The sequence below is a fragment of the Streptomyces sp. NPDC002787 genome, from assembly GCF_053592095.1.
On record NZ_JBSFVC010000004.1, the window covers coordinates 116,604 to 132,059 of the forward strand.

Sequence of the window (15,456 nt, forward strand, 5' to 3'; positions counted from 1 at the left end):
CCCGCGCGGAGCGCTACCGCTCCAGAACGCCGTTGAACCGACGCGGCAGCCCCAGCGGGTTGTCGTCCCGCAGCTCCGGCGGAAGCAGCGCCTCGGGCGCCCCCTGGTAGGCGACCGGTCGCAGCCACCGCTCGATGGCCGTGCCGCCCACCGACGTGGACGTCGACGTGGTGGCCGGGTAGGGACCGCCGTGGTGCTGGGCCGCGGCCACGGCCACACCCGTCGGCCAGCCGTTCACGAGCACGCGCCCGGCCAGCGGCGTCAGCTCGGCCAGCAGCTCCGGTCCGCGCCCGCCCTCGGCCGCCTCCTCACCCGACACGTGCACCGTCGCGGTGAGGTTGCCCGGCAGACGGGACAGCACCGACTTGGCCTCGTCCTCGTCCTCGTAGCGCGCCACGACCGTGAGCGGTCCGAAGCACTCCTCCAGGAGCAGGTCGTGCTCGCCCTCGGCCGCCAGCTTGGCGGCGGGGACGGTCAGGAAACCGGGGCTGACGGTGTGCTCGCCGCCCGCGCCGGCGGTCACCGGCGACTCCACGTCCGGCAGCTCGGCGCGCTCGGCGACACCGGCGAGGAAGTTGTCCCGCATCCGGTGGTCCAGCAGGACCCCGGAGTCGACGTCGCTGACCGCGTCGGTGAGCGACTTCAGCAGCCGGTCACCGGCGTCACCGGCGGGCGCCAGCACCAGGCCCGGCTTCACACAGAACTGGCCGACCCCGAGGGTCATCGACCCGGCGAGGCCGGTGCCGATGGCCTCCGCGCGCTCGGCGGCGGCGGCCTCGGTGATCAGGACGGGGTTCAGGGAGCCCAGCTCGCCGTGGAACGGGATCGGCACCGGCCGGGCGGCCGCCGCGTCGAAGAGGGCCCGGCCGCCGCGTACGGAACCGGTGAAGCCGGCGGCGGTGACGAGCGGGTGCTTGACCAGCTCGACGCCCGCCTCGAAGCCGTGGACGAGGCCGAGGACGCCCTCGGGGATGCCGTGCTCGGCGGCGGCCCGGCGCAGCACGATCGCGACCAGCTCGGACAGGGCCGGGTGGTCGGGGTGGGCCTTGACGACCACCGGGCACCCGGCGGCCAGCGCGCTCGCCGTGTCGCCGCCGGAAACGGAGAAGGCGAAGGGGAAGTTGGAGGCCGAGTAGACCGCGACGACGCCCAGCGGGACCTTGTAGCGGCGCAGGTCGGGGATGGGCGGGGTGGCGGTGTCGTCGGGGTGGTTGATCACCACGTCGAGGAACGCGCCCTCGTCCACGATGTCGGCGAAGGCCCGCAGCTGGTAGCAGGTGCGGGCGAGCTCGCCCGTGAGCCGGACCGGGCCGAGCGCGGTCTCGGCGTCGGCGACCTCGACGAGCTGGTCCTTGGCCGCCTGAAGCTGGTCGGCGGCCGTGCGCAGGAAGGCCGAGCGGACGGTGCGATCGGCCAGGGAAGCACGGGCGGCGTGCGCCGCGCGGACAGCGGCGTCCACCTCCTGGGCTGTGGCCTCCACCGCAACCTGCTCGCGCTGCTTCCCGGTTCGGGGGTCGACACTCCAGACTGGTGCTGCTGCCACCGGGGGTTCCTCCACGTATTCCTGAGCGTGTTTCTGGGTCCATTCACCAGGCTCGTTCGATATGCTGAACGCTGTCTCTGATGATGAATATGCTGTCTGAGACTATTTCCCGTCGAACGATAGGGGTCAAGGGCGATGTCGGCAGTCGAGACGGGCGGCGGAGCACAGGTCAAGTCGGCGGTACGGACCGTTGAGCTGCTCGAATACTTCGCCGGACGCCCCGGTATGCACTCCCTGGCGGCGGTCCAGGAGGCCGTCGGATACCCCAAGTCGAGTCTGTACATGCTGCTGCGCACCCTCGTGGAGCTGGGCTGGGTCGAGACGGACGCGACGGGCACGCGGTACGGCATCGGCGTCCGGGCACTCCTCGTCGGCACCTCGTACATCGACGGCGACGAGGTGGTGGCGCTGGCCCGGCCGACGCTGGACCGGCTGTCGGACGACACGACGGAGACGATCCACCTGGCCCGCCTCGACGGCACGAACGTCGTCTATCTGGCCACCCGCCAGTCGCAGCACTATCTGCGCCCCTTCACCCGCGTCGGCCGCCGGCTGCCCGCCCACTCCACCTCGCTCGGCAAGGCGCTGCTGGCGACCTGCACCGACGAGCAGGTCCGCAAGATGCTCCCGGAGACCCTCCCGGCGCTCACGGAGAACACGATCATCGACCGCGAGCAGCTCATCGAGGAACTGCACCAGATCCGTGAGCAGGGCTTCTCCGTCGACCGCGAGGAGAACACGCTCGGGCTGCGCTGCTTCGGCGTGGCGATCCCGTACCGCACACCGGCCCGCGACGCCATCAGCTGCTCGGTCCCGGTGGCCCGGCTGACCCCCGCCCACGAACAACTGGTCAAGGACGCCCTCTTCGACGCGCGCGACCGGCTGACGCTGGCGACGCGAAGGCTCTGACCCGCCCCGGGACGGCCCGGTGGCAACCCCGGTTTCATGAAGACCCCATGAGAAAACCGGGCGAAGGGAACGATTGATCGCATCCGGCTCGTCCTTCCGAATGCGATGAACAAGACGATCAGGCGCTCCGCCGTCTTCACCCTGCTGCTCGTGCTCGCCCTGCTGGTGAGGGCGACCTGGGTGCAGTTCTACGACGGCACGGCGCTCGCGGACAACAAGAACAACCGGCGCAACGCGATCAGGACGTACGCGGCCCCGCTCGGGAACATCATCGTGGCCGGCGACGCGATCACCGGCTCGGCCCGCACGAAGGGCAGCGACCTCGCGTACAAGCGCACGTACACGGACGGCGAGCTGTACGCGGCGGTGACGGGCTATGCCTCGCAGGCGTACGCGCCGACGCAGCTGGAGGGCATCTACCAGGACCTGCTCAACGGCACGGACCTCCGGCTGAAGACCGTGATGGACACGGTCACCGACAAGCGGGCCGACCCGGGCAACGTGATCACCACGATCGACCCGGCCGTGCAGAAGGCGGCGTTCGACGCGCTCGGCGACACCAAGGGCGCGGCCGTCGCGATCGACCCGGCCACCGGGAAGATCCTCGCGGTGGTGTCGACCCCGTCGTACGACCCGTCCTCGCTCACCGACGCCAACACCGCCGGTACGGCCTGGAAGAGGCTCAACGCGGACCCTGACAAGCCGCTGACCAACCGGGCGCTGCGCCAGCCGCTGCCGCCGGGGTCGACGTTCAAGCTGGTCGTGGCCGCCGCCGCGCTGGAGGACGGGCTGTACGGATCGGTGGACACGAGGACCGACAGCCCGGACCCGTACACCCTGCCCGACTCGACCACGCGGTTGTCGAACGAGAATCCGAGCGCGCCCTGCGAGAACGCCACGATCCGTACGGCGCTGCAGTACTCGTGCAACAACGTCTTCGCGAAGATGGCCGTCGACCTCGGGCAGGACAAGGTGCAGGCGACGGCCGAGAAGTTCGGCTTCAACGACAAGACGCAGGACGTGCCGGTGCGGGCGTACGAGAGCGTCTATCCGTCGGACATGAACAGGCCCTCCACGGCCCTGACGGGCATCGGCCAGTACGACGTCACCGCGACGCCGCTCCAGATGGCCATGGTGTCGGCGGCGATCGCCAACGGCGGCAAGCTGGTCTCGCCGCACATGGTGTCGCAGATCACCAACGGCGGTGGGGACGTGCTGGAGGACTACGACGCCGAGGCGGGCACCGAGGAGATCATGAGCTCCGGCACCGCCGAGCAGTTGCAGTCGGCGATGCAGACGGTCGTCGAGGACGGTACGGGCACCAACGCCCGGATCCCGGGCGCGACCGTGGGCGGCAAGACCGGGACGGCCCAGCACGGCGAGAACAACAGCAAGACGCCGTACGCCTGGTTCACGTCGTACGGGAAGGCCGACGGCAAGGAGGTCGCTGTCGCGGTCGTCGTCGAGCAGTCGAACGCGGCGCGCTCGGAGGTCAGCGGCAACGGGTTGGCCGCGCCGATCGCGAAGGCCGTGATGGAGGCGGCGTTGAAGGACTGAAGGACCACCTGAAGAGGAAGGGCCGCCCTCACTCCCCCCGGAGGGCGGCCCTTCGTTCTCAGCACGTACGCACTGTCACTTCACCCCGAACAGCTGCTGCACCGGGTTGATCGCGAAGTAGACCAGGAACAGCGCCGAGGTGCCCCACAGCAGCCAGTGGACCTCCTTGGCCTTGCCGAGGACCGTCTTGATCAGGACGAAGGCGAGGAAGCCGGCGCCGATGCCGTTGGTGATGGAGTAGGTGAACGGCATGACGGCGATGGTGAGGAACGCGGGGATCGCGATCTCGTACCTGTCCCAGTCGATGTTCTTGACCTGGGTCATCATCAGGAAGCCGACGGCGACGAGCGCGGGGGCGGCGGCCTGCATGGGGACGATGGTCAGCAGCGGCGTGAGGAAGAGCGCCACCGCGAAGAGGCCGCCGGTGATCAGGTTGGAGAAGCCGGTGCGGGCGCCTTCGCCGACGCCGGCCGCGGACTCGATGTAGGAGGTCGCGGAGGACGAGGAGGAGGCGCCGCCCGCGACGGCCGCCGCGCCGTCGATGAGGAGGACCCGGCCGAGGTTCGGGACCTTGCCCTCCTCGTCCAGCAGGCCCGCCTCGGCGGTGATGCCGACGACCGTGCCCATGGTGTCGAAGAAGTCCGACAGCAGCAGCGTGAAGATCAGCAGGACGACCGTGATGACCGTGGTCTCGCCGAACGAGCCGAAGAGACTGAAGTCGCCGATCAGTCCGAACTCGGGGGCGGCCACGATGTCGTCGGGGGCCTTCGGGGTGGTCAGGCCCCAGCTCTTGATGTCGGCCACCGAGTTGATCACGATCGCAACGACCGTCATCGTCAGGATGCTGATCAGGATCGCGCCCTTCACCTTGCGGGCGAGCAGCGCGATGGTCAGCAGGACACCGAGACAGAAGACCAGGATGGGCCAGCCGGACAGCGATCCGGTGGCGCCCAGCTGGACCGGGACGGTGGTGTTCGCGATGTCCGGGATGCGGCTGACGAACCCGGCGTCGACGAAGCCGATGAAGGCGATGAACAGGCCGATGCCGACGCTGATCGCCTGCTTGAGCGGCTGTGGAATGGCGTGCATGACGGCCTCGCGCAGGCCCGTGACCACCAGGACGCAGATCAGCAGGCCTTCGAGGACGACCAGGCCCATCGCGTCGGACCAGCTCATCAGCGGGGCTATCTGGAAGGCGACGACCGCGTTGAGGCCGAGGCCGGCGGCGAGCGCGAGAGGAAGGTTTCCTCCGACGCCCATGATGATCGTCATCACGGCGGCCACGAGGGCGGTGGCGGTGACGAGTTCGGCGCCGTCGAGGGTGTGGCCGTACTTGTCCTTGGCGCTGCCGAGGATGATGGGATTCAGGACAAGGATGTACGCCATCGTGAAGAACGTGGCGAAGCCGCCGCGTGTCTCCCGGGCGAAGGTGGACCCACGGGCGGTGATCCTGAAGAAGCGATCGACGCTGTTCGCCCCGGGTGGCTCGGCTCCGGGACGGTCGGCCACCTTCTGTGCGTCGGACATGAACGGTGCTCCTAGTGACATGCGTGAACTACGCGCGGATGCTGGCTGGATTGTTCCCCCGATGAACCCGATTCGGGTTTTCCCCGTGTTACGGAATCGGAGTTCTCCCTGCAAGACGGCGTTCGAAGCCGCGTACGAACCCCTTTCACGATCACTGCTACTCTTCCGGATCTCGTCGGGGGTCGACCCCGGACGAGCACATGTCATTCACATGACACGCACAGCCAGCCGGCTCGGCTGCTGTGGCCGCAGCGAGAAGAGAGGTCCCCGTGGGCACTGTCGTCGACGACGCAGCCTCCGTGGAGTTCCACGCCTTCTTCGAACGTCACTATGCCGAACTGTCCCGCCTGGCCCATCTGTTGACCGGTGAGGCCGACGCCGCCGACGACCTGGCCGCGGACGCGCTGCTCGCGATGTGGCACCGCTGGGACCGGGTCCGGGCGGCGGACCATCCGGTGGCCTACGCCCGGGGTGTCGTCGCCAATCTGGCCCGCACCCGGATCCGCAGCGCGGTCCGCGAGCGCCGCAGGATCACGCTGTTCTGGTCGCAGCGCGAGGAGAAGACCGAGAATCCCGATGTGCCCGGCGTGGTCGACGTCCAGTCGGCGCTGCGCAGACTGCCGTTCCGCAAGCGGGCGTGCGTGGTCCTGCGGCACGCCTTCGACCTCTCGGAGAAGGACACGGCGCTCGCCCTCGGCGTCTCGGTCGGTACGGTGAAGAGCCAGACGTCCAAGGGGATGGCCGAGTTGCAGAAGCTGCTCGGCACCGAGGAGGCGCCTCGGCGGATGCACGCCGGCATCACGGGCGCGGGCGTGACGGGCGCGAGTGTGACCGGTGCGGCCGCGCCGGGCAGTGGCGGAGGAAGGGACCGATGAGGGACGTGCACGAGGAGCTGCGTGCCCGGCTGCGCGAGTCGGCCGAGGCGCACGAGCCCGACCGCGCCCGCATCCTGGCCCGGATCGAGCGCGGCATGGCCACCCCCGAGAAGCGCCGGAGCCGCGAGGCGACCCGGCCGCCGCTGTGGGGCTGGGTGCGGGTGGTCACCGCCACCGCCGGTGTCGCGGGTGTGCTCGCGGTCGGCGGTTACGCGGTCGCCTCCGCGGTGAAGGGCGAGGAGGCACCGCCGGCCGACCGCGGGACCGTCGTGGTCTCCCCGACCCCGGCCGACTCCCCGGCCGCCACGAGCCGGGCCCCGGTCCACCCCGACGACCCGAGCCCGAGCACCGGCGGCGAGCAGCGGAAGAAGCCCGGCTCGACCCCGTCGAAGAGCCCGTCCACCAAGGACACGACCGCGCCGGAGCTGCCCACCTCGGGGAACGAGGAGGACGGCCCGCTCTGGTCGGACGGCTCGGTCGACCCGCACAGCAACGACTTCTGGGCGCAGAGCAATCTCACCCTGAAGACGAGCGGGCAACTCACCGAGCTGACCGTCCAGTTGCGGATCGCCCAGACCGGCGGGGTCTCCTCGGCCGGGGCGTGGCGTTCGCTGCCCGAGCAGGACTTCGACCTCACGGTCGAGGAAGACGACGGCTTCCTGGTCTACACCTGGACGCTCAAGGACGGCCGTACGGTCCCGAAGGGCGAGTTCGTCTTCGCGGGGCAGTACAACCACGAGCGCGGCGGGCGCGACGCGGGCGACGACCGCTACGCGATGACGGCGACGGCCGGCGGGGAAGACCTGGCGGTGGCGGGCGACTTCGAGGACCACGGCGACAACGACTCCTCGGACGAGGGTGATTCGTAAAAAAGATCTGTGGGCGCGGCAACCCTTTCCCCACCGGTGGCGACCAGTAGGCGCAACAGTCACCACCAGCGAGGAATCGGGTACATGACCGCACCTGCAGAACAGCGCGTCCGGCACCGCCGTCGGGTCACCGGCCGGCGGGCCGTGATCGGCTCGGTGGCCGCCCTCGCCCTCACCGGCGGGGCGATCGTCACGGCGTCGCTGCTGTCCACCGCCGGCGCCGCGGCGACCTGGCCGACGGCCAAGGGCAGCAAGGCCGTCTCCTCGACGATCAAGGTGAAGGGCACCTACGACGGCAAGCTGAAGAAGTTCTCCGGCAAGGGCGCGCTCGGCTCCGGCAGCCAGGACGAGGGCCAGGACCCGATCTTCGAGCTGGCGGACGGCGCCGTGCTGAAGAACGTGATCATCGGTGTGCCGGGGGCGGACGGGGTGCACTGCAAGGGCAGCTGCACGCTGAAGAACGTGTGGTGGCTGGACGTCGGCGAGGACGCCGCCAGCTTCAAGGGCAAGTCGCCGAAGGCCGTGTACAAGGTCGTCGGCGGCGGCGCGAAGAAGGCCTCGGACAAGGTCTTCCAGTTCAACGGCGCCGGGAGGCTCAACATCACCGGGTTCCGGGTGCAGGACTCCGGCAAGCTGGTGCGCTCCTGCGGCAACTGCAAGAAGCAGTACAAGCGCACGATCGTGCTGAGCGACATCGACGTCGTGGCGCCCCTGAAGGCGATCGTCGGCGTGAACGCCAACTACGGTGACACCGCGACGCTGTCGAAGATCCGCATCCACGGCGACGCGAAGAAGAAGGTCAAGACCTGCGTGCGCTTCAAGGGCAACAGCTCGGGCAAGGAGCCGACCCAGATCGGCGTGGGCGCGGACGGAACCACCTGCAAGTTCCCGTCATCCGCCCTCACGTACAAGTAGCCCAGGATCCGGCAGTCCCCGGCTTCGGCTGGCCGGGGGAACAACCACACGTTCACCTACGGCGTCCCTACCAGTGCGTGGAAGTCGAACACCGGTGAGTACGACGTCCTGAAGATCAACATGGACCTGCCGGCCTGAGCCCCCCTCGGCCGGCAGCAGGTGCCGACCAGAGCCCCCCTCGGGTCGGCACACACAACGCCCCCCGCCGGTGACGACCGGCGGGGGGCGCCTTTCAGGTGCTGGCCCCCCAGAGGGGCGCGGGCACCGCGCGGCCGGCCACAGACGACCCGCGGCTCCCCACGATCCCTGCGCGGCAGATCAGTCCATCGTCGAGCCGACAGCCGTGGAGCCCGTGGTCAGAAACGTCGTGGCCGGCAATGACCCGTTCGCCTGCCGAGCGGCATACGCGGTCGCCGCGTCCGTCGACCTGAAGGCCGGCGCGGTCACCCCGCTGTCCCAGTTGTTCGCGGCCGACACCGTGGACGACCCCAGCTTCGCCTTGCCCGTTCCGTCCCCCACCGCCAGGTTCCGCGCCAACCTCGCCCTACCCGTGGCGAAATAGAACCCGTTCGACTTGTTGCCGTACGTGGTGTTCCGGTTGAGCAGCATCGCCCCGGTGTTGGAGTTCTCGGTGAACCCGTGCAGCGTGTTGTCCCAGGCCGCGTTGTTGTTGACGGAGTGCGCGACAACGACCCCTCCCCCGCCCAGCTTGAACCCGTTGCCGTTGCCTTCGAACGCGGAGTCGTTCCAGCGGTTCCTGCCGTTGCCGAAGGCCCAGGAGTGCTCGATGGTGACGGGCGAGGAGAACTGCCAGAGGTCGAGCCCGTCATCCGCGTTGTTGTACAGGCGCGCGCCGGTGATCTTGTTGCCCGTGCCTGAGCCGAACTTCACGGCGATGCCGTCGGCGTTCTGGCCGTGGTTCGCGGCGTCGTAGTTGCCGTGACTGTCGAGATTCCGCACGAGGTTGTTCGTCGTGCCGTCGCCGCGCAGCGTGAACCCGGAGTCGCCGTTGTTCGCGGTGACGAGGTTCTCGAAGATCCCGCCGACGGACGACGTGGCGACGAAGCCCTGGGCCGGAGAGTTCTGGAAGGTGATCCCCGAGACGGTCCAGTGGTCGCCGTAGATCCCGGCGAGCCAGGAGCCGGCGGCGAGCTTGGACCCGTCGATCCTGACCTTCTCGCTGCCGTACGCGGTGAGCGTGATGCGGGCCGAGGTGGTGCCGTTCGCCGTGGACTTCAGCGTCTTCGCCGGGTGGTAGGTGCCACCACGCACCTGGATGGTCGTACCGGCGGTGGCGCTCGCGACGGCCGACTCCAGCTGGGCGGTGCTGGAGACGGTGACCGTGGTGGCCGCGGCCCGGGCGCCGTCGATCGAGAGGCCGAGGTGGACGCCGCCCGCCCCCGCGGCGACGGACACCGCGGCCGCGATCGACAGGGTGCGGGTTCTTCGATGGCGTCCATTGGTCTGACGCACGGGTGTTCCTTTCGCAGGGGACGGGTCTCGGGGAGACAAGGAACGAAGCGGGCCGGAGGGGCCGCCCCGACCCGCTTCTGATCACTGGTCGCCACCCGGCGGGAAAGGGTTGCCGTGCCCCTGCGAAATCGTTCGAAAGTTTCGCTCGGACTCTTCACACGCACACCGATTGACGCGCCGAACCCCACTGATGAGACTCCGAGGGCAGCTCAGCCAACAGAATCCACCAGACTCTCACAGGATGTGTCATGCGCCCCACCGCCCGTACGCTCCTGCTTCCCCTCCTGGCACTCTTCCTCAGCCTCCTGGCGGCCCCACCGGGCACGGCCCAGTCCCCCGCGAAGGTCTCGGAGCAACCCGTGAAGAAATCCAAGTACGCCGGTTATCTCTTCGCCTACTTCACCGGCGAGGGCACCGCCGACGGCGAGCAGATCCGCTACGCCCTCAGCCGTGGCAACGACGCGCTGCACTGGCGGGAGCTGAACTCCGGCAAGCCGGTCCTCACCTCGACCATCGGCGAGAAGGGCCTGCGCGACCCGTTCGTGATCCGCTCCCCCGAGGGCGACAAGTTCTACATGATCGCGACCGATCTGCGCATGTACCGGAACAGCAGCGGTAGTTGGGACCAGGTCCAGAGACACGGCAGCAAGTCGATCATGGTCTGGGAATCCACCGACCTGGTGAACTGGACCGACCAGCGCCTGGTGAAGGTCTCGCCCGACAACGCGGGCAACACCTGGGCGCCGGAGGCCTACTGGGACGACAGCCTCGGCGAGTTCGTCGTCTTCTGGGCGTCGAAGCTGTACGCCGACGACGACCCGGACCACACCGGCTCGACGTACAACAAGATGCTGTACGCGACGACGAAGGACTTCCGCACCTTCAGTGAGCCGAAGGTCTGGAACGACCCCGGCTACTCGGTCATCGACTCCACGGTCGTCAAGCACGACGGCACGTACTACCGCTACACCAAGGACGAGCGGGACCCCGCCTCCTCCAGCCCCTGCGCCAAGTTCATCACCGGTGAGAAGTCGGCCTCGCTGACCTCGACGACGTACGACTTCGTCGCGGACTGCATCGGCGACGGCGCCATGGACCGGGGTGAGGGGCCGACGGTGTTCAAGTCGAACACCGAGGAGAAGTGGTACCTGTTCATCGACGAGTACGGCGGCCGGGGCTACCTCCCCTTCGAGACGACCGACCTCGACTCGGGGAAGTGGACCCCGTCCACGAACTACCAGCTGCCCGCGAGCCCTCGGCACGGCACGGTCATCCCGGTGACGCAGAAGGAGTACGACCGGCTGCTGGCCGCGTATCCGGTGAACCCCACCTCGGTCGTGGACGTGACGGCGAAGGACCAGGAGGGCTACGCGATCGTCACGGAGGACGCGTCGAAGGTCGTCCTGCCGATGGAGCCCGCCACCGACCTCTCGCGGCTCGCGCCGAAGCTCTGGGTCGGTGAGGGCGCGACGGTGACCCCGAGGTCGGGCACGCGACGCGACTTCCGCAAGCCGCAGAAGTACACGGTCAAGGCGGCCGACGGCACGAAACGCGTCTGGACGGTCGAGGCGGTGCCCACCCGCAGCCCGGTCCTGCCGGGCCTCTACGCCGACCCCGACGTCAAGTACATGAACGGCCGCTACTGGATCTACCCGACGACCGACGGTTTCCCCGGCTGGAGCGGCACGCGGTTCAAGGCGTTCTCGTCGAAGGACCTGGTCCATTGGAAGGACCACGGCCTGATCCTCGACCTGGGCCCCGACGTGACCTGGGCCGACAAGAACGCCTGGGCCCCGGCGATCGCCGAGCGCGACGGCAGGTACTACTTCTACTTCTGCGCCGAGGGGAACATCGGCGTGGCCGTCGCGGACTCCCCCGCCGGCCCGTTCAAGGACGCCCTCGGCAAACCCCTCGTCGCCAAGGGGCAGTTCAGCGGCCAGGCGATCGACCCGTCGGTCTTCGTCGACGACGACGGGCAGGCGTATCTGTACTGGGGCAACATGCACGGGTACGTCGTGCCGCTGAACGACGACATGGTGTCGTTCGACGCGGCCGAGGTGAAGGACATCACCCCGGACAACTTCCGGGAGGGCGCCTTCGTGATCAAGCGCAAGGGCACCTACTACTTCATGTGGTCCGAGGACGACACGCGCAGCGAGAACTACCACGTGGCATACGCGACCGGGCCGTCCCCGCTCGGCCCCTGGACCAAGCGGGACACGATCCTGTCCAAGCGTCCCGAGTACGGCATCAAGGCGACCGGCCACCACTCGGTGGTGAACGTGCCCGGCACGGACGACTGGTACATCGTCTACCACCGGTTCGCCCTCAACGGCCCCGGCAAGTCCGGCGGGGACGGCACGCACCGGGAGACGACCATCGACCGTATGGAGTTCGCGGCCGACGGGACGATCGAGCCGGTGGTGCCGACCCTGGAGTCGATCAGGCCGGTCAGGCGGTAACCGGCTCAGTTCATCGTCGCGCCGATCGTCGTGCTGCCCGTGGTCAGGAAGGTGGTCGCGGGCAGTGTGCCGCTCGACGAACGGGCGTTGTACGTCGAGGAGGCGTCGGTGGAGCGGAAGGAGGGCGTGGCGATGCCGGAGTCCCAGTTGTTGCCGGACGACACCACCGACGAGCCCTTGTTCACCGAGCCGGAGCCGTTGCGGACCGCCAGGTTCTTGCCGAGGCGGGCCGCGCCGGTGGCGAAGTAGTAGCCCCACTTGGCGTTGGCGTAGGCGGTGGTGCGGTTGATGACGATGGCGCCCTTGTTGCTGTTCTCGGTGAAGCCGTTGCCGGCGTTGTCCCAGGCGGCCGAGTTGTTGATGACATGGGCGACCACCTCGCCGTCGCCGCCCAGCTTGTAGCCGTTGCCGTCGCCCGCGAAGGCGGAGTCGCCCCAGCGGTTCTTGCCGTTGCCCATCGCCCAGGTGTGCTCGACGGTGACGGGCGAGGAGAAGGACCAGAAGTCCAGGCCGTCGTCCGAGTTGTTGTAGAGGCGGGCGCCGGTGATGAGGTTGCCGCTGCCGGAGCCGAACTTCACGGCGATGCCGTCGGCGTTCTCGCCGTGGGTGGCCGCGTCGTAGTGACCGTAGGAGTCGATGTTCCGGACGGTGTTGTTGGTGGTGCTGTCGCCGGTGAGCGTGAAGCCGGAGTCGCCGCCGTTGATGGTCTTGATGTTGTCCCAGACCGTGGAGGCGCAGGACTGGCAGACGACCGCGCTGTCCGGGGAGTTCTGGAAGGTGATGCCGGAGACGGTCCAGTAGTCGGCGGTCAGCTTGAAGATCCAGTCGCCGTCGGGGAGGTTCGAGCCGTCGATCTTCACGGTCTCGGAGCCGTACGGCTGGAGGTGTATCCGGCTGGACGAGGTGCCGTTCGCCGTGGACTGGAGGGTCGCCGTCGGGTAGTACGTGCCGCCGCGCACCTGGATGACGGTGCCCGCGGTGGCGTTCTTGAGGGCGTTGGACAGGTCGGTGGAGTTGCTGACGACCACGGTCGCGGCGTGCGCCTGGGTGGGGAGCACGGCCAGACCGGCGCCGAGGGCCAGGGCGGTGCCCAGGGCCAGAGTGGTACGACGAGACATGGAGAGCGGTTCCTTTCTCGTGCGGGTGGGGTGGTTCACAGGACGGCATCGAGCCAGTCGAGGACCTCGTCCTGCTGGGGCGCGGTAAACACATGGCCGAGGTCCGGCCAGGTCCTCAGCCGCAACCGCTCCTCGGCGTGGCGGGACCGCCAGACGGCGCGCAGCTTGTCGTGGGCCACGCGGACGCCGTCGGCGGGGAACAGCGGGTCGAGGCCGCCGCTCAGGAAGAACATCGGCTTGGGGGCGCCGATGCTCGCCACGTCGGGGAAGTCCAGGTGCCGGGCGAGCCCGGGGTGGAGCATGTGGAAGGAGGACTGGCCGCGCAGGATGTTGTTGCCGGGGACCATGACCTCCTTGAGGCCGGTCATCCAGCACACGCTCGCGGCGGCCGCGATGTCGTCGCTGAGCGCGGCCGTCTGCCAGGCCCGGAAGGCGCCCATGGAGAAGCCGAGGGCGGCGACCCGGCGCCGGTCCACCCGGTCGAGGCCGGCCAGGAAGGCCGCCGCGCGGACGTCCTCCCTGGCCATGAGCCCGGCGAGCGACGAGCCCAGGTTGTAGAGGTTGCTCGCGAGCGCCTGCTGCTCGTCGTAGGTGACCGGTCCGCGGTCGCCCCAGCCGAGCGCGTCCACGGCGAGGACGACGTAGCCGCGCCGGGCGAGTTCGTCGCCGACGAACCGCCCGCTGAAGTACCGGTCGGCCCATCCTTGCGCGGAGGTCAGCCGGGTGTCGTCGTACCAGGGCCTGACCAGCTTCTCCTTCCCGATGTCGAACTTGGCGCCGTGGTCGTGCAGGAGGAGGACGGCGGGGAAGGGCCCGGTGCCGTGCGGGGTGAGCAGGGCGCCCCGGACCCGGCCGTACCGGGTGGGGGAGAAGGTCACCAACTCGCGGGTACAGCCGTCGCCTTCGGCCCGCTGCCCGCCGAACTCGGGCGCGTAGGGGGTGTGGTCCCGCTCGACGAGGAGATGCTCCTCGACCTTCGCGCGGGCGGCCCGCCGCCAGGTGCGGAAGTCGCGGATCGGTGAGGTCCCCCAGGCGAGCGGGAAGCGGAGCTCCTCCTTGAGGAGGGGGTGGAAGCCGGGGAGGGCGCCTTCCAGGGGCGCCGCCGCCTCGGCGGATCCGACGCCGCCGAAGAGGGCGGCCGCCCCCGCGCCCACCACGAAGGCGCGACGCCCCACCGGATCACCGGCGGCCATAGGGCCTCCAGTCCCCCAGATACGTCCGCCGTGTGTGCTCCCGCGCTTCGGCGGCCGTCAGCTGGGGCCGGTTCTCCGGCACCGAAACGGCCGCGCCCGGCCCGGAGTTGGCGTACTCGCGAAAGCGCATGGTCTGCCAGGGGTAGGCCTCACGCATGTTGGTGTAGGGCTCGACGGCGTCGATGCCGGGGCCGATCCAGGTGTCCCGGACGACGAGCGAGGGCCAGGCGGTCGTCTCGTACGAGGGCACCCAGGGGCGGGCGATCTTGTAGGCCGCGTCCTCCGCGCCGGAGGTGATCCGGCCGTGCAGGGCGAGGAAGCCGTAGGGGTTGGCGCGGGCGGTGGCGGGCGCGAAGACCATGCCCTTGGGGGTGAAGGACACGTCCCGCTGGAGGGTGTGGAAGTGGCAGGAGTCGAAGACGGCCCGGGCCCGCCCGAAGACGAAGTCCACGTCGCCCTCGATGTAGCAGCGCCGGTAGTACTGCCGGTCGAAGGCGTCGAGCGCGGTGGTGTCCGCGAAGAGGGTGTCCTGGTGGGCGAGGAACCGGACGTTCTCGAAGTGCGACCGGTCCCCGGTGACGTACGCGGCGACCGCCTGGGTCCCGGTGATGTCGGGGTGGTCGGCGCGCAGCCAGTCGTTGGCGAGGGTCACGTCGCGTACGGTCAGGCCGGGCGCCGCCGAGGTGAGGGTGGCGGAGCCCGCGGTGCCGTAGGTGCCGCCCTCGGGCCTGGGGGTGCCGTTGGCGCGGTCGAAGACGACGACGGCGGCACGCGCGTCGCGGGACGCGCCGCGCAGGGTCAACTCACCCTTGTCCGCGGGGATGTCGACGACCTCGCGGTACGTACCCGGGTGGACGACGATCGTCCACCCGGGGCCGGTGACGGCGTCCACGGCGGCCTGGACGGAACCGCCGGGCCGGACGTGCAGGACCCGGCGGCCATGGGCCAGGGCGGGGGCCGCGCCGGCGGCCACGAGGCCGCCGGCGATCCCGGTGAGCAGTGTGCGCCGGCGCAT

12 protein-coding genes are annotated in these 15,456 nt (G+C 69.6%); 6 read left to right on the top strand and 6 right to left on the bottom strand.

The window, feature by feature from the left end; all coding sequences use genetic code 11:
* Window positions 1-13 precede the first annotated feature (13 nt).
* A complete protein-coding gene (locus ACWD26_RS06585) occupies window positions 14-1,543 on the bottom strand; it encodes an aldehyde dehydrogenase (NADP(+)) (RefSeq protein ID WP_451266887.1) in 1,530 nt (509 codons plus the stop codon).
* 135 nt (window positions 1,544-1,678) lie between these two features.
* Here ACWD26_RS06585 and ACWD26_RS06590 point away from each other — a divergent pair, with 135 nt between their 5' ends.
* Both ACWD26_RS06590 and ACWD26_RS06595 read left to right on the top strand, forming a co-directional pair.
* Entirely contained in the window at window positions 1,679-2,452 is a 774-nt protein-coding gene (locus ACWD26_RS06590; RefSeq protein WP_451266889.1) for an IclR family transcriptional regulator, read from the top strand.
* A 105-nt stretch (window positions 2,453-2,557) separates the two neighbouring features.
* Window positions 2,558-4,009, top strand: coding sequence for a peptidoglycan D,D-transpeptidase FtsI family protein (locus ACWD26_RS06595; protein WP_451266891.1), 1,452 nt, complete (start codon window positions 2,558-2,560; stop codon window positions 4,007-4,009).
* A gap of 75 nt (window positions 4,010-4,084) precedes the next feature.
* Here the strand turns inward: ACWD26_RS06595 and ACWD26_RS06600 are convergent, their stop codons facing one another.
* A complete protein-coding gene (locus tag ACWD26_RS06600) occupies window positions 4,085-5,536 on the bottom strand; it encodes an NCS2 family permease (RefSeq protein WP_451266893.1) in 1,452 nt (483 codons plus the stop codon).
* A 269-nt stretch (window positions 5,537-5,805) separates the two neighbouring features.
* On the opposite strand from ACWD26_RS06600, the gene ACWD26_RS06605 reads away from it, so the two are divergent.
* The 3 genes from ACWD26_RS06605 (at window position 5,806) to ACWD26_RS06615 (ending at window position 8,195) form a co-directional block, all read left to right on the top strand.
* On the top strand, window positions 5,806-6,411 hold the full coding sequence (locus ACWD26_RS06605) for a SigE family RNA polymerase sigma factor (protein ID WP_451266895.1): 606 nt from the start codon (window positions 5,806-5,808) through the stop codon (window positions 6,409-6,411).
* Window positions 6,408-7,280 carry a hypothetical protein gene (locus ACWD26_RS06610; protein ID WP_451266897.1) on the top strand — a complete coding sequence of 291 codons (873 nt, stop codon included), beginning with the start codon at window positions 6,408-6,410 and terminating at the stop codon, window positions 7,278-7,280. The genes ACWD26_RS06605 and ACWD26_RS06610 overlap by 4 nt, the downstream gene beginning before the upstream one ends.
* An 84-nt stretch (window positions 7,281-7,364) precedes the next feature.
* On the top strand, window positions 7,365-8,195 hold the full coding sequence (locus ACWD26_RS06615; protein WP_451266899.1) for a pectate lyase: 831 nt from the start codon (window positions 7,365-7,367) through the stop codon (window positions 8,193-8,195).
* Window positions 8,196-8,513: 318 nt separating this feature from the next.
* Here ACWD26_RS06615 and ACWD26_RS06620 read toward each other — a convergent pair whose 3' ends face one another.
* Window positions 8,514-9,668 (bottom strand): right-handed parallel beta-helix repeat-containing protein, encoded by a 1,155-nt coding sequence (locus ACWD26_RS06620; protein WP_451266901.1) that lies wholly within the window; start codon window positions 9,666-9,668, stop codon window positions 8,514-8,516.
* 248 nt (window positions 9,669-9,916) lie between these two features.
* On the opposite strand from ACWD26_RS06620, the gene ACWD26_RS06625 reads away from it, so the two are divergent.
* Complete coding sequence (locus tag ACWD26_RS06625; RefSeq protein WP_451266903.1) at window positions 9,917-12,130, top strand: family 43 glycosylhydrolase; 2,214 nt, start codon at window positions 9,917-9,919, stop codon at window positions 12,128-12,130.
* A gap of 5 nt (window positions 12,131-12,135) precedes the next feature.
* Here ACWD26_RS06625 and ACWD26_RS06630 read toward each other — a convergent pair whose 3' ends face one another.
* The 3 genes from ACWD26_RS06630 to ACWD26_RS06640 are packed head-to-tail and all read right to left on the bottom strand — an operon-like array spanning window position 12,136 to window position 15,456.
* Window positions 12,136-13,248 (bottom strand): right-handed parallel beta-helix repeat-containing protein, encoded by a 1,113-nt coding sequence (locus ACWD26_RS06630; RefSeq protein WP_451266905.1) that lies wholly within the window; start codon window positions 13,246-13,248, stop codon window positions 12,136-12,138.
* Window positions 13,249-13,283: 35 nt separating this feature from the next.
* On the bottom strand, window positions 13,284-14,441 hold the full coding sequence (locus tag ACWD26_RS06635; RefSeq protein WP_451266907.1) for a dienelactone hydrolase family protein: 1,158 nt from the start codon (window positions 14,439-14,441) through the stop codon (window positions 13,284-13,286).
* Complete coding sequence (locus tag ACWD26_RS06640) at window positions 14,428-15,456, bottom strand: pectinesterase family protein (protein ID WP_451266909.1); 1,029 nt, start codon at window positions 15,454-15,456, stop codon at window positions 14,428-14,430. The genes ACWD26_RS06635 and ACWD26_RS06640 overlap by 14 nt, the downstream gene beginning before the upstream one ends.